The organism is Bradyrhizobium sp. CB3481 (assembly GCF_029714305.1).
Taxonomy (GTDB): domain Bacteria; phylum Pseudomonadota; class Alphaproteobacteria; order Rhizobiales; family Xanthobacteraceae; genus Bradyrhizobium.
On the sequence record NZ_CP121647.1, the window covers coordinates 4,323,785 to 4,337,007 of the forward strand.

Annotated in this window: 13 protein-coding genes; 6 read left to right on the forward strand and 7 right to left on the reverse strand. The window is 62.2% G+C overall.

Features of this window, described 5'->3' with window-relative positions; all coding sequences use genetic code 11:
• Nucleotide 1 precedes the first annotated feature (1 nt).
• Together QA643_RS20970 and QA643_RS20975 are read right to left on the reverse strand one after the other, a co-directional pair.
• A complete protein-coding gene (locus QA643_RS20970; RefSeq protein ID WP_283027808.1) occupies nucleotides 2–1,606 on the reverse strand; it encodes a carboxyl transferase domain-containing protein in 1,605 nt (534 codons plus the stop codon).
• A 111-nt stretch (nucleotides 1,607–1,717) separates the two neighbouring features.
• Nucleotides 1,718–2,890, reverse strand: a complete 1,173-nt coding sequence (locus tag QA643_RS20975) for an isovaleryl-CoA dehydrogenase (RefSeq protein ID WP_283027809.1) — start codon at nucleotides 2,888–2,890, stop codon at nucleotides 1,718–1,720.
• A gap of 186 nt (nucleotides 2,891–3,076) precedes the next feature.
• On the opposite strand from QA643_RS20975, the gene QA643_RS20980 reads away from it, so the two are divergent.
• Together QA643_RS20980 and QA643_RS20985 are read left to right on the forward strand one after the other, a co-directional pair.
• On the forward strand, nucleotides 3,077–3,742 hold the full coding sequence (locus tag QA643_RS20980) for a TetR/AcrR family transcriptional regulator (RefSeq protein WP_283027810.1): 666 nt from the start codon (nucleotides 3,077–3,079) through the stop codon (nucleotides 3,740–3,742).
• A 7-nt stretch (nucleotides 3,743–3,749) separates the two neighbouring features.
• Nucleotides 3,750–4,247, forward strand: a complete 498-nt coding sequence (locus QA643_RS20985) for an Lrp/AsnC family transcriptional regulator (RefSeq protein WP_283027811.1) — start codon at nucleotides 3,750–3,752, stop codon at nucleotides 4,245–4,247.
• Nucleotides 4,248–4,282: 35 nt separating this feature from the next.
• On the opposite strand, the gene QA643_RS20990 is transcribed toward QA643_RS20985, so the two are convergent.
• The gene (locus QA643_RS20990; protein ID WP_283027812.1) at nucleotides 4,283–4,588 is read right to left on the reverse strand and encodes an ETC complex I subunit; all 306 of its coding nucleotides are present in this window, start codon (nucleotides 4,586–4,588) and stop codon (nucleotides 4,283–4,285) included.
• A gap of 228 nt (nucleotides 4,589–4,816) precedes the next feature.
• Here QA643_RS20990 and QA643_RS20995 point away from each other — a divergent pair, with 228 nt between their 5' ends.
• A complete protein-coding gene (locus QA643_RS20995; RefSeq protein WP_283027813.1) occupies nucleotides 4,817–5,977 on the forward strand; it encodes an OpgC domain-containing protein in 1,161 nt (386 codons plus the stop codon).
• 17 nt (nucleotides 5,978–5,994) lie between these two features.
• On the opposite strand, the gene QA643_RS21000 is transcribed toward QA643_RS20995, so the two are convergent.
• The gene (locus tag QA643_RS21000) at nucleotides 5,995–7,806 is read right to left on the reverse strand and encodes a carbamoyltransferase C-terminal domain-containing protein (protein WP_283027814.1); all 1,812 of its coding nucleotides are present in this window, start codon (nucleotides 7,804–7,806) and stop codon (nucleotides 5,995–5,997) included.
• A gap of 333 nt (nucleotides 7,807–8,139) precedes the next feature.
• On the opposite strand from QA643_RS21000, the gene QA643_RS21005 reads away from it, so the two are divergent.
• Nucleotides 8,140–8,412, forward strand: a complete 273-nt coding sequence (locus QA643_RS21005) for a hypothetical protein (RefSeq protein WP_283027815.1) — start codon at nucleotides 8,140–8,142, stop codon at nucleotides 8,410–8,412.
• 152 nt (nucleotides 8,413–8,564) lie between these two features.
• Here QA643_RS21005 and QA643_RS21010 read toward each other — a convergent pair whose 3' ends face one another.
• The 3 genes from QA643_RS21010 to QA643_RS21020 are packed head-to-tail and all read right to left on the reverse strand — an operon-like array spanning nucleotide 8,565 to nucleotide 11,503.
• On the reverse strand, nucleotides 8,565–9,662 hold the full coding sequence (locus tag QA643_RS21010; RefSeq protein ID WP_283027816.1) for an amidohydrolase family protein: 1,098 nt from the start codon (nucleotides 9,660–9,662) through the stop codon (nucleotides 8,565–8,567).
• A gap of 41 nt (nucleotides 9,663–9,703) precedes the next feature.
• Nucleotides 9,704–10,480 carry a cyclase family protein gene (locus QA643_RS21015; protein ID WP_283027817.1) on the reverse strand — a complete coding sequence of 259 codons (777 nt, stop codon included), beginning with the start codon at nucleotides 10,478–10,480 and terminating at the stop codon, nucleotides 9,704–9,706.
• A gap of 39 nt (nucleotides 10,481–10,519) precedes the next feature.
• Nucleotides 10,520–11,503: a fumarylacetoacetate hydrolase family protein gene (locus QA643_RS21020; RefSeq protein ID WP_283027818.1), complete on the reverse strand. Its 984-nt coding sequence runs from the start codon at nucleotides 11,501–11,503 to the stop codon at nucleotides 10,520–10,522.
• An 87-nt stretch (nucleotides 11,504–11,590) separates the two neighbouring features.
• Between QA643_RS21020 and QA643_RS21025 the strand changes: the two genes are divergently transcribed.
• Entirely contained in the window at nucleotides 11,591–12,514 is a 924-nt protein-coding gene (locus QA643_RS21025) for an ABC transporter substrate-binding protein (protein ID WP_283027819.1), read from the forward strand.
• 9 nt (nucleotides 12,515–12,523) lie between these two features.
• Entirely contained in the window at nucleotides 12,524–13,219 is a 696-nt protein-coding gene (locus QA643_RS21030) for an FCD domain-containing protein (RefSeq protein WP_283027820.1), read from the forward strand.
• Nucleotides 13,220–13,223: the final 4 nt, after the last annotated feature.

Consider the following 13,223-nt stretch of genomic DNA (forward strand, 5'->3'; position numbering starts at 1 on the left):
GTCACATCCTGAACAGGCCGAATTTGGTTGACTCGATCGGCGCATTGGCCGCGGCAGAGAGGCCGAGGCCGAGCACCAGCCGCGTGTCGGCGGGGTCGATCACGCCGTCGTCCCATAGCCGCGCAGTGGCGTAATAGGGATTGCCCTGGCTTTCATATTGCGCGCGGATCGGCGCACGAAACTTCTCTTCCTCTTCCGCCGACCAGGTCTCGCCCTTGGCTTCGATATTGTCGCGTCGTACTTGACTGAGCACCATCGAGGCCTGCTCGCCGCCCATCACCGAGATACGGGCATTCGGCCACAGCCAGAGAAAGCGCGGGCTATAGGACCGCCCGCACATGCCGTAATTGCCGGCGCCGTAAGAGCCGCCGATCACGACGGTGAATTTCGGCACGCCCGCGGTTGCGACCGCGGTCACCAGCTTGGCGCCGTCGCGCGCAATGCCGCCGGCCTCGTATTTCTTGCCAACCATGAAGCCCGTGATGTTCTGCAAAAACACCAGCGGAATATTGCGCTGGCAGCACAATTCGATGAAGTGTGCGCCCTTCAGCGAGCTCTCGCTGAACAGGATGCCGTTATTGGCGATGATGCCAACCGGATGGCCCCAGATATGGGCGAAGCCGCAGATCAGCGTAGTGCCATAGAGCTTCTTGAATTCATCGAACTCCGAGCCGTCGACGATCCGCGCAATGATGTCGTGGACGTCGAACGGTTTTCTGCCGTCGGCGGAGACGACGCCGTAGATTTCCTCGGCGGGGAATAACGGCTCGCGAGGCTCACGCATGTTGAGCGCAGCCTTGGTGGGTTGCTTCAAGGTAGCGACGATGCGCCGGGCGATCCCGATCGCATGCGCATCGTTTTGCGCGTAATGATCGGTGACGCCGGAATGCCGCGAATGCACGTCGGCGCCGCCGAGCTCTTCGGCGGAAACAACCTCGCCGGTCGCCGCCTTCACCAGCGGCGGCCCGCCGAGGAAGATGGTGCCCTGATTGCGCACGATGATGCTCTCGTCCGACATCGCCGGCACGTAAGCGCCGCCGGCGGTGCAGGAGCCCATCACGATGGCGATCTGCGGAATGCCCATCGAGGACATCTGCGCCTGGTTATAGAAGATACGACCGAAATGCCGCTCGTCCGGAAAGATCTCGTCCTGCATCGGCAGGAAGGCGCCACCGGAATCGACCATGTAGACGCAAGGAAGATTGTTCTGCCGCGCGATGTCCTGCGCGCGCAGGTGCTTTTTCACCGTCATCGGGTAGTAGGTGCCGCCCTTGATGGTGGCATCATTGGCCACGATGATACATTCGCGGCCCGAAATGCGCCCCACGCCGGTAATCACGCTCGCCGAATGGACGTCACCGCCATAAAGGCCATTGGCGGCCAGCGGCGACAGTTCGAGGAAGGCGGTGCCGGGATCGACCAGCAGGTCGACGCGCTCGCGCGCCAGCATCTTGCCGCGCGAGGTATGCCGCTTGCGTGACGCCTCGCCGCCGCCGCCGGAGACCACCTTGAGCTTCTCGCGCAGCTCGGCCACGAGACCACGCATCACGTCGGCGTTGCGGGCAAATTCAGACGATGTGGGATCGATGGTGGAATGAAGCGGCATGGTTGGCGTTTCTTTTAGATGCTGGAGTGCCCTGATGGCCTTCACGAGGAGCGGAACCGCGCTCTCAAAGTTGACGTGATAGCCTGTACCATCTTTGGCCGAATGTGAAGTTCAAGCGGTCTTTTCGAACAGCTCCCGGCCGATCAGCATGCGGCGGATTTCGGATGTGCCGGCGCCGATCTCGTAGAGCTTGGCGTCGCGGAGCAGCCGCCCGGTCGGGTAGTCGTTGATGTAGCCGTTGCCGCCCAGAAGCTGGATGGCGTCGAGCGCGCATTGCGTGGCTTTTTCGGCCGCATAGAGAATGGCGCCGGCGGCGTCCTCGCGGGTGGTCTCGCCGCGGTCACAGGCCTTGGCGACCGCATAGACATAGGCGCGCGAGGCGTTCATCGTCGTGTACATGTCGGCGATCTTGCCCTGCACCAGTTGAAACGTGCCGATCGGCTCGCCGAACTGCTTGCGCTCGTGGACATAAGGCAGCACCACGTCCATGCAGGCCTGCATGATGCCAATCGGCCCCGCCGCCAGCACCGCGCGCTCGTAGTCGAGGCCCGACATCAAGACGTTGACGCCGCGGCCGACCTCGCCGAGCACATTCTCTTCCGGCACCTCGCAATCTTCGAACAGCAATTCGCAGGTGTCGGAGCCGCGCATGCCGAGCTTGTCGAGCTTTTGCGCGGTGGAAAATCCCTTCATGCCCTTTTCGATCAGAAAGGCGGTCATGCCGCGCGGACCGGCCTCCGGATTGGTCTTGGCATAGACCACCAGCGTATCGGCCTCGGGGCCGTTGGTGATCCACATCTTGTTGCCGTTCAGCACGAAGCGGTCGCCCTTCTTCTCGGCGCGGGTCTTCATCGAGACCACGTCGGAACCTGCGCCCGGCTCTGACATCGCCAGCGAGCCGACATGCTCGCCGGAGATCAGTTTTGGCAAATATTTGCGCTTCTGCACCGCGTTGCCGTTGCGGCGGATCTGGTTGACGCAGAGGTTGGAATGCGCGCCGTAGGACAGGCCGACCGCGGCGGAAGCGCGGGATATTTCCTCGACCGCGATGCAGTGCTCGAGATAGCCGAGGCCGGCGCCGCCATACTCCTCCTCGACCGTGATGCCGTGCAGGCCGAGCGCGCCGATCCTGGGCCAGAGGTCGCGCGGGAATTGGTTGCTGCGGTCGATTTCGGTGGCGCGCGGGGCGATTTCGTTCTGCGAGAACGCATACACCGTCTCGCGGATGGCGTCCGCAGTCTCGCCAAGGTCGAAGTTCAGCAGCAGCGCCCGGTTTGAGGCCATCATTTCCTCCGACTTTCGTCCTAGAATTAAACGATCATACGTTTTTTTAACGCAGTCGCAAGCGGAACCTGTATAAGCCCGTATGCACGCTACAGGCAATTGAAATTGCTGTCTTTTCGTGCCACAATTATACGATCGCTTGCTTGTTTCCACCAAGCCGGCAAACGCCCACTTTCGAGAGGCCCCATGGCGCGGACGATCGGCTCACACGGCCCCAAGACGATGGAGGCGATCCGCAAGGCTGGGCTGCGCCTGATCTTCGAGCATGGCTACGCCGCGATGAGCCTGCGCCAGCTCGCGGCCGAAGTCGGGATCCAATCGGGCTCGCTCTACAACCATATCTCGACCAAGCAGGAATTGCTGTTCGACCTGATACGGGACCACATCAACGAACTGCTTCGCCAGCTCGACCGCGCCCTGGAAGGCAAGCAGCGGCCGGCCGACAAGCTGCGCGCCTTCACTGCCTTCCACGTTACCTACCACATGACCAAGAAGCGCGAGGTCTTCATCGCCAATTCCGAGCTGCGCAGCCTCGAGCAGAAAAATTACGAGGAGATCGTGGCGCTGCGCGGCGCCTATGAGCGGCGGCTGGCGGACATCCTCAGCGAAGGCGTCGCCGAGTGCGAGTTCGATGTCGTAGATATCCAGGTGGCGACCTTTGCGATCCTGGCCCTGTTGACCGGCCTGACCACCTGGTACCGACCCGGCGGCCGCCTCACGAAGGAGGCCATCGTCGCCGCCCATGAGAAGATGGTACTGTCGGGCGTCGCCCCCAGCGCGGCGTCGGAGCGGGCTCGAACCAAGCGCGCGCCTTCCCGCCTCGCAGCGCGCGGCAAGCCGGCGCGCCGGTGAGATGCCCATGACGGAACGCCCGCCCCTCGACGAGATCGACCTGAAAATACTGTCGGAGCTGCAGCGGGACGGGCGCATCCGCAACAACGAGCTGGCGGAACGGGTTGGCCTCTCGGAGCCGCCGTGCCGGCGCCGCGTCCGCGCCCTGCGCGAGCGCGGTTACGTCAGCGCCATCAGGGCCACGCTCGACGAAAAGCTGCTGGGCTACGAGGTGATTTCCTTTGTCCTGATCCAGCTGCAGAGCCAGGCCCAGGGTCCGCTGCAGACGTTCGAGAGATCGGTCGCTGCGCTGCCATTGGTCCTGCAGGTCTGGCGGATTTCGGGCGACGCCGACTACCTTCTCAAATGCGTGGCGCGAAACGTCGAGGGCACGCACCAGCAGCTTCTGCAGTTCTCAGCGATGCCCGAGGTCCGCAACATCAGGACGTTCCCGGTGCTCGGCGCCGCCAAGGATGCGCCGCTGCCGATCCCGTCGAGCCCGATAGCGTCGGATCCGTCCCGATAGCCTGCCCGCCATGCGGGCGCGCGGCACGACCGGCTCTAGTGGGTCCAGGGCTCGACGCGCTTGAAGGCGAAATTGTCGGCGTAGGCGACCGCCCGCTGCACCGAATCCTTCGGCTCGATCACCTGGTAGGCAATGCCCTTGCGCTCGCAATAGGCGATCGCGTCTTCCTTGGTGTCGAACCGCAGGGTGAGCTGCTGCTTCATGTCGGTCGAAGCGGTCCAGCCCATCAGCGGCTCCACGGCCCGCGGGTGCTCCGGCTCATAGTCAAGCTGCCATTCCTGGGCGTTGGCCCGGCCCGATTGCATCGCGTTCTTGGCGGGCTTGAAAATCCGTGCGGTCATGGATGGTCGGGTCCTCGATCGATCTGCGACATGGTAACGGTTGGTGGAAACGGCCGGGATAGTATAGAGACACCTTTCAGAGAATTGAGCGGTGATTCCAGAAACCCGGATGTACCATTTCCGTACCGGTATAGTCATTATGCCGTACTGTGACAATCTAGGGCTATCCGGCGCCCGGGACCCCGGCTTGCGGCGCGATCTCCCCGAAGGCATCACGAAGCGGCACCCATGAAAATCAACGCAACCCTGCCCGATAAAGGACGCGATCTCCGGCTCGACCTGTTTCGCGGGGTCGCAAACTGGGCGATCTACCTCGACCATATCCCCGACAATGTCGTGAACTGGATCACCACCCGCAATTACGGGTTCAGCGACGCGGCCGACCTCTTCGTCTTCATTTCCGGCTATACCGCCTCGTTCGTCTATGCCCGGATGATGCTCGAACGCGGCTTCATCGTCGGCGCCACGCGGCTGACCAAGCGGGTCTGGCAGCTCTACGTCGCCCACATCATCCTGTTCGTGATCTACATCGCCTCGATCAGCTACCTGGCGCTGCGCTTCGGCGATTCCGAGCTGGTCAACGAATTCAACGTGGTCGGGCTGATCGACAACGCGACCGAAACGCTGCGGCAAGGGCTGTTCCTGAAGTTCAAGCCGGTCAATCTCGACGTGCTGCCGCTCTACATCGTGCTGATGGGACTGTTTCCCCCGGTGCTGTGGATCATGCTGCGCCAGCCCAACTGGACCATGCTGGCCGCGATCGCGCTGTGGCTGGTGTCGCGCCAGACCGGCTGGAACCTGCCGGCCTACCCGGTCGGCACCTGGTACTTCAATCCGTTCGCCTGGCAGGTGCTGTTCGTGTTCGGCGCCTGGTGCGCGCTCGGCGGCGCCCGCAAGAACCTCGCCATCATCAACGCGCCCGTCACCCTGTACCTGTGCATCGGCTACCTGATCTTCTCGCTGATCATGACGATGGCGGGCCGCTTCCCGGCGTTCGGCGAGATGTTCCCGCACTGGCTGTTTTCGGCGTTCAACCCGAACGACAAGACTAACCTTGCCCCCTACCGCTTCCTGCATTTCGTCGCGATCGTGATCCTCGTCATCCGCTTCGTGCCAAAGGAATGGCCCGGGTTGGAATGGAAGATCTTCGATCCGCTGGTGGTGTGCGGCCAGCAGTCGCTCGCCGTGTTCTGCGTCGGCGTGTTCCTGTCCTTCGTCGGCCATTTCGAGCTGTCGCTGAGCTCGGGGTCACTGTTCGCGCAGATCTTCGTCAGCGTGACCGGAATCGCGATCATGACCATCGTCGCCTATTACATTTCCTGGTCGAAGCGGCAGGACAAGCCGCTCAAGCCGGCGGCGCCGAAAGCCACTCCGGCGGCTTCCGGCTGACGCGCGGCGGCCGGCCTTTAGGCCGGCTGCGCCGTCGAGGCCACCAGCGTCCGCACGTCGGCGTAGACGTTGAGCACCGGCGCGACCACCTTGTGCATCCTGTTCTTCGAGACGATCGTATCGTGGATGACCAGATGATCGACGCCGGTGGTCAGGAAGCAGTTCATGGCGTCCTGCGGCGTTTCCACGATCGGTTCGCCCTTGATGTTGAATGAGGTATTGATCAGCACGGGAACGCCGGTCAGCGCCTCAAACTCCTTCAGCAGGCGATACAGCATCGGGTTGGTTTCCTCGCGCACGGTCTGGACGCGCGCCGTGCCGTCGACGTGCACGATCGCCGGAATCTTATCCCGCCATTCTGATCGTACCGGCTTGGCGATCAGCATGAAGGGCGAGTCTTCATCGCCTTCGAAAATTGCCTTCATGCGCTCGGCCAGCACGATCGGCGCAAACGGCCGGAACGCCTGCCGGTGCTTGACGCGGCTGTTGAGGATGTCCTTCATTTCGGCCTTGCGCGGATCGGCAATCAGGCTGCGGTTGCCGAGCGCGCGCGGCCCGAATTCCGAACGATCCTGAAACCAGCCAATCACCTTCTGCTCGGCCAGCAGCTTTGCAGTGTCACGGCAGACATTGTCGCTCCTGACGACATCGGCCTGGATTTTGACCAGAAACTTCTGCAACTCCTTAGTGACGTCCTGATCGCTGTAGCGCCGGCCGACATAGGCGTGATCCATCACAAAGCCGCGGCGCTGCTTGAGGACCTCGAGCCAGCCATAATAGGCGCAGCCGATCGCGATGCCGTCATCGCCCGCGGCGGGCTGGATCCAGACGTTCTCAAACCCGGCTTCACGTGCGAGACGCCCATTCGCCACACAATTGAGGGCTACGCCGCCGGCCATCGTGAGGTTCTTCGCGCCGGTGGTTTCGCGCAGCCAGCGGGCGCGGGCGAGCAGCACGTTCTCGGTGTCGTCCTGCGTGCGCCAGGCGACATCCTCCCAGTGCCGCATCGCCGGGCTCTTTTCCCAATTGCTGCCGGGCTCGAACACGTAAGGCTGCTTGAATTCGGCGGTCCAATGCGGCACGTGCAGCTTGCCGTCGTGCATCTCCAGCAGATGCTTGACCTGGTCGGGGCGGCCATACGGCGCCAGCCCCATCAGCTCACCGCATTTATTCCAGTCGCCGAAGATGTAGGTCGAGGCGCGGCTGTAGAGCGCTCCGAGCCCGGGCATATTGTAGAACTCGTCGCTCAGGAAACCGCGGTCCGGCTCCATCCAGACCTTTTTCAGGCACTCGAGCGTCGTGCCGTTGAAGCGATAATAGCTCTCAGATTCGCGCGCCAAGGGCGTCGCCGTATCGCCGGCCGGAAATGATTCCATGACATCCGAGCGGTAGCTGCCGACGCCGTCGACGATCATCACGACGCCTTCCTCGAACGGGGAGACCGCAAACGCACTGTAGGCGTGCGCGAGGTGGTGGGAGATCGTCACCACCTTGTCCGAATGTTTCAGATAGAGCGGATGCTTGGCCGCCTCGCCGCGCTCGAAGTCCGGCAGAAAGCCCGGCGCGTCGAAATAGACCAGCCGCTCCTCCATCTCCGGGACCGGGAGAATGTAGCAGTTGCGCACCACCAGATCGACGTCGTCTAACGTGATGCCTTCGGCTTCGAGAACGTAGTCGATCACTTCTTTGTAGAAGCCGGAGGCGTGCTTGGCGCGCGTGATGCGCTCCTTGGCGATCGCAAAGGCGATCGCACCGTCGCGCAGCAGGCAGGCGCTCACATCGTGGTCGTAGGTGTTCAGGCCAAGAACATAAGTGTGTTTTTTGGGCATGTTTACTCGTTAAGGCGGGATCGTCTTACGCTGAGAAAATGGAAATCGTGTCGAGATCAAGTTGCCGGCGTGGCCGTGCCGTAGCTTCCATGAGATTTCCGCAGCGCACAACCATCGGTGTTCAGCAAGTATTCAGGAACATGAACGGCGCGACGTCCAGAAATTCACGGTGGCCTGCCTTAACTTGACCTTACCTGCCCTTATTAATAAAGTCCCGAAAGCTCGATAGAACCTTGTAAAATATTGTCTTAACGCATCTGAACCGATAACTTTCTCGCGCGTCTAAGTGAGATAGTGAAGTCCAGATGTTTGGAAGTGACCGGAGACTCTCGAATGGCTAAACGCTACAATATCCTGACCCGCTGCCTCGCAGCGCTGGCATTGTTGTTCGTCTACGTCGCCAGCACCTCTGCCATTCTGGTGGGCGCAACGACCTCGCCGGCGCAGGCCTATCGCGGCGGCCGTGGCTTCTATCGCGGCGGTGGCCGTGGCTTCTATCGTGGTGGTCGCGGCTTCTATCGCGGTCGTGGCTTCTATGGTGGGCCGGTTGTTGTGGGCCCGCGCTGCTGGTGGAACCCCTACGGCGTCCGCGTCTGCAGGTGGTAATATAGATCGATCGCCGTCATCTCACACGGCATCAAGACAAGACAGGGGCGCGCCGGACACATGCGGCGCGCCTTTTTCTTTGACAACTATGCTGGCAAATCTTCTTTGGCAGATCGCGCCGAGATCGAAGAGCGATCCGGTCCGCTCTCAAACTAGCTTGCCAGCCTCGGAAGCAGCTTCAGCGCGTTGCCGCGCTCGATCGCTCCGATCTGTTCATCCGTGAACACGCCCGCCTCGCGCAAACCCTTCACATGGTCGCTTCCGTTGCGGTACGGAAAATCTGTTCCGAACACGATCTGCGACGGCGGGATGATCGCCGCCAGCGCCGACATCGCGCTGCGGTTCGAGGTCTGCGCGGTGTCGTAGAAGAAACGTTTCAGCTCCGCGAGCGTGCCGTCCGGCACCGTCTCCTTGGTCTTCGGCACCAGCAGCGGGTGGCGCACGAAGCGCTCGATCAGGAACGGCATCGTTCCGCCGGCATGCGAGAATATCCAGCGGATATCGGGAAACCGCCGCGCATTGCCGGAGAAGACGATGTCGGCGATGGTGCGCGTCGTGTCGGTGCCGAACTCGATCATCACAGGCGGCTGCGTCGGCACCAGGTTCACGCAGCAATTCGCCGCGGTTGGATGGGTGTAGACCAGCACCTTGCGCCGGTTCAGCTCCTCCATGACAGGCAGAAACAGCGCATCGCCAAGCCATTTGTCGCCGTAGCTCGTCATCAGCGCGATGCCGTCGGCCTTCAGCGTGTCGAGCGCGTAGGCGAGTTCGCGCAGGCTGCCTTCGGTGTCAGTGAGCGGCAGCATGGCGAAATTGCCGAATCGTCCCGGATAATCGGCAACGAGCTTGGCGGCATATTCATTCGCCTCGCGGCAGAGCCGTCGCGCCGCATCGCCCTTGGTGAAATTGACGGCCGGCGTCGTCACTGACAGCATCGACGTCGCGATGCCGGCCTTGTCCATGTCATCGAGCGATTTCTCGATCGTCCAGTTCTTCATCAGGGGATCGCCGAAGCCGGCGTCGTTCGACGCCGTCACATAGGTCGGCGGCGACAGATGATGATGGACGTCAATCCGGAACGGCTTTGCGCTGGTGCTTTGTGCGGCGGCCCGCTTGCCGCCGGCCGCCGTCGTTAGGGCCAGCGCGCCGGCGCCGAGCATGAAGCCGCGCCGGCTTGTTGCGGAGACTGACGGACTGGCTGGGCCGCAGCAAAAGCATCCCCGCAGCGGGGGCGTACGCAAATCCATCATTTGTTCTCTCCCCAATTCTTGTTTATTATCGCGCGCCGCCTTCAGCCGTCGAGAATGGCAACCGCACGGGTCCAGCCGGCGGATGCGCGCTCGATCTTCACCGGGAAGCACGATACCATGAAGCCGGTCGACGGCAGCTGCTCGAGATTGTGCAGCTTCTCGAGGTGGCAATAGCTGATATGGCGGCCAGCCTTGTGGCCTTCCCAGATCAGGTTGGCGTCCTTGGTCTCGGCATATTTTTTCGCGGTGTAGACGAATGGCGCATCCCAGCTCCAGCCATCGGTACCGGTCAGCCGCACGCCGCGCTCCAGGAGATACATCGTCGCCTCATAGCCCATGCCGCAGCCGGAGACGACGTAATCGGGCCTGCCATATTTGGCGCCGGCGCTGGTATTGACCACGACGATTTCGAGCGGCGACAGCGTGTGCCCGATTCGCTTCAATTCCGCCTCGACATCCTTGGCAGTCGTGACGTAGCCGTCAGCAAAATGCCGGAAATCCAGCTTCACGCCGGGCTGAAGACACCATTCCAGCGGCACCTCGTCGATCGTCCAGGAACGCTCGCCACGGTTCATGGTGGGATGGAAGTGCCAGGGCGCGTCCAGATGGGTGCCATTGTGGGTGGAGAGCGATACCTGCTCCACCGCCCAGCCCTGCCCATCCGGCAGGTCTTCGGCCCTGAGCCCGTCGAAGAACTGCAGCATGCGCGGCAGGCCCTGCTGGTGATCGATATACTGGATGGTCGGATGATTGCCGGGCGGATCCGCCGGCACGTCATTTTGCAGCGGAACGGAAATGTCGATCAATTTGCGTGCCATGGCGTTTCCTCTCTGGACGTTTCTTGTTGCGCGAGCCGCCTACTGCCGCTCGACCCGGTTCTTCAAAATGCCGATCTTTTCGACCTCGAGCTCAATCGTATCGCCGTGTTCGAGATACCAGCCGAGTTCGAGACCACAGCCATTGCCGACGGTGCCGGAGCCGATGAATTCGCCGGGCATCAGCGTCTCGTCCTGGCTGACATGGGCGATGATCTCCTCGAACGGGAATAGCATGCCCTCGCTGATGCCTTGCGAACGTGTCTTGCCGTTGACCCGCGCTTCCATCTTCAGTTTGTAGGGATCGCCGATCTCGTCCGGCGTGACAATCCACGGCCCCATCACATTGCCGCCGTCAAAACTCTTGCCTTTCGCCGGGCCGAGCCGCCCCTCCATTTCGATGCGCTGGGCATCGCGCGCGGAAAAATCGTTGAAGATCGTATAGCCGAAGATGTGATCCTTGGCCTTCGCAGCGGAGATGTTGGCGCCCTTATTCTTCGTGATGATGCCGAATTCCAATTCGTAATCCATCACCTTGCTGTAGCGCGGCCATTTCACCGTCGTGTTGGTGCCGCGCACGCTGAAGCGGTTGGTGATGTAGTAGATCGGCTGCCTGCGATAGACCTCCGGCAGTTCGCCGAGCGGCTCGGCCTCGATCCGCGCCAGCTCCGCCATATCGTTTCGGGCGCGCGCGGCAAGCTTGAGCTGCCCGCGAGGGGCCTGCAGGATGTGCAGCGGGAACGACATCCCGTCCCGCATCTGCCGCGGCTCGGGTACAGGCGCGAGAATTTCCGCTCCGGACACCGGCGCCGACAGGCTCTCGTCCTTACCATGCTGATCGAACAGCTTTGCCGCCTGTTCGAGCGCGCCTTCGCCGGCGTCGATCAACGCCAGCATCGATGCGAAGGCCGGATTGGCGCCGCCGGCGCGGCTGGCGGCGGCCGCCAGATCGAACAGAAGCGTATCGCCTCCATGCACGAGCCCGATCTTTTCCTGTCCGCCGGATTTGAATGTCGCGAGTTTCACTGGATGCACCCCTTGTGTTCTGTCGAAATATATGATCAAAAAAAATATCGATAAACAAGACAGAAAAATGTGACTGGGAGAGTACCCGTGAAACAGGCCCTTGCCGCCCTTGCCATCAGCGTGGCGCTGACCGGCACTGCCCTTGGGCAAGCCAAGATCCAGGTCGGCTGCACGGCGACCTCCGACTGCGCCTCGGCGATGGTCGCTATCGATGAAGGCATTTTCAAAAAGCATGGGCTCGAGGTCGAGATGACGCCGATCGCCATCAACTCGAATATCCCGGCGGCGATCCTCTCGAACTCGATCCAGATCGGCGGGCCGACCTCGACCGTGTTCCTGCAGGCGGCCGATGGCGGGCTGGATCTTGTCGCGATTGCCGGGGCAACCGTCATGAGCCCGGTGTCGAACGGCAACATCACCGCCTTCGTTCGCAACGGCATCACCATCAAGGAGCCGAAGGATTTCGTCGGCAAGAAGGTCGGCGCACCCGGCCTCAACGCCTTCCTGCACGTGCTGTTCGTGAAATGGCTGGTGGAGAAAGGCGTCGATCCCAAGAGCGTCAATTTCGTCGAGGTCACCTTCCCGACCATGGCCGACATCATCAAGTCCGGCGGCGTCGATGCCGTGCTGACCGCCGAACCGTTTGTGACGCGGATGACCAATGCGGGCTTCGGCTCGGTCGGCGCGCGCTATGCGGTCGAGCTGGCGCGCACTGATCCGATCATCTTCTATGCCGCGTCGCGCGAATGGGCTGACAAGAACGCCGCTGCGATCAAGAAATTCCGCGAAGCGCTCGCCGAGTCAGCCGTGATCGTCAACAACGACCGCGAAAAGGCCTCCAACTCGATTGCCAAATTCACGAAGCAGCCGATTGAGTTGGTCAAGGCGACGCCGCCGAACCGCTCCGAGCCGGGGCTGAAGCCCGAACAGCTCGCCTGGTGGATCGAGGTGATGTCGACGCAAAAGATGCTGCAGTCCAAGCTCGACCCATCGAAGCTTGTCTTGAAGTAACGGATCGCGATGCCAGATTTCGAGCGTCAACCGACCCGACCGACCGAGGCCGCGACTCTGAGCGAGCGCGCGGCTCTCCTGGTCGAGCAGGACATCCTGGCCGGTCACCTGGCGCCGGGATCGCGGCTTGGCATCGTCGACCTCGTGCAGCGCTACGAGATCGGCGCCACGCCGCTCCGCGAGGGATTGTCGCGGCTGATGTCGCGAGGGTTGATCGTCGGTATCGGGCAGCGCGGCTTTCGCGTCGCCGACATCAGCCGCGAGGATCTGCTCGATATCACCACGATGCGCACGGCGGTCGAGGTCGAGGCCATCAGGCTCGCGATTCTCAATGGCGACGACGCCTGGGAGGCCGGCATCGTCAGCGCGCTGCACCAGATGCGCCGCCATATCGAGCGCACCGGCGATGAATTCCGCGAGGGCGCGGAGGATTTCGACCGGCTGCACAAGGGCTTTCACACCGCGCTGCTGGCCGCCTGCGGCTCAAAGCGTCTGCTGGCGGCCCACTCCGACCTCTACGATCAGGCCTATCGCTACCGCCGCGTGATGATGCGCTCGTTCGACAGCGGCAAGAAGTTCGTCCGCGCGCATCAACTGCTGGCCGACCGCGTGATCGGGCGCGACATTCCCGGCTCGCAGGCGATGCTGAGCGCGCATCTGCGCTCAACGATGGATTTCGTCTATCCCCCAGGCAACGAGAACTGAGATC

Bases quoted from the DNA above. Each gene is read 5' to 3' on its own strand.
- QA643_RS20970 (WP_283027808.1), bottom strand. From the start codon at position 1,606: ATGCCGCTTCATTCCACCATCGATCCCACATCGTCTGAATTTGCCCGC.
- QA643_RS20975 (WP_283027809.1), bottom strand. From the start codon at position 2,890: ATGGCCTCAAACCGGGCGCTGCTGCTGAACTTCGACCTTGGCGAGACT.
- QA643_RS20980 (WP_283027810.1), top strand. From the start codon at position 3,077: ATGGCGCGGACGATCGGCTCACACGGCCCCAAGACGATGGAGGCGATC.
- QA643_RS20985 (WP_283027811.1), top strand. From the start codon at position 3,750: ATGACGGAACGCCCGCCCCTCGACGAGATCGACCTGAAAATACTGTCG.
- QA643_RS20990 (WP_283027812.1), bottom strand. From the start codon at position 4,588: ATGACCGCACGGATTTTCAAGCCCGCCAAGAACGCGATGCAATCGGGC.
- QA643_RS20995 (WP_283027813.1), top strand. From the start codon at position 4,817: ATGAAAATCAACGCAACCCTGCCCGATAAAGGACGCGATCTCCGGCTC.
- QA643_RS21000 (WP_283027814.1), bottom strand. From the start codon at position 7,806: ATGCCCAAAAAACACACTTATGTTCTTGGCCTGAACACCTACGACCAC.
- QA643_RS21005 (WP_283027815.1), top strand. From the start codon at position 8,140: ATGGCTAAACGCTACAATATCCTGACCCGCTGCCTCGCAGCGCTGGCA.
- QA643_RS21010 (WP_283027816.1), bottom strand. From the start codon at position 9,662: ATGATGGATTTGCGTACGCCCCCGCTGCGGGGATGCTTTTGCTGCGGC.
- QA643_RS21015 (WP_283027817.1), bottom strand. From the start codon at position 10,480: ATGGCACGCAAATTGATCGACATTTCCGTTCCGCTGCAAAATGACGTG.
- QA643_RS21030 (WP_283027820.1), top strand. From the start codon at position 12,524: ATGCCAGATTTCGAGCGTCAACCGACCCGACCGACCGAGGCCGCGACT.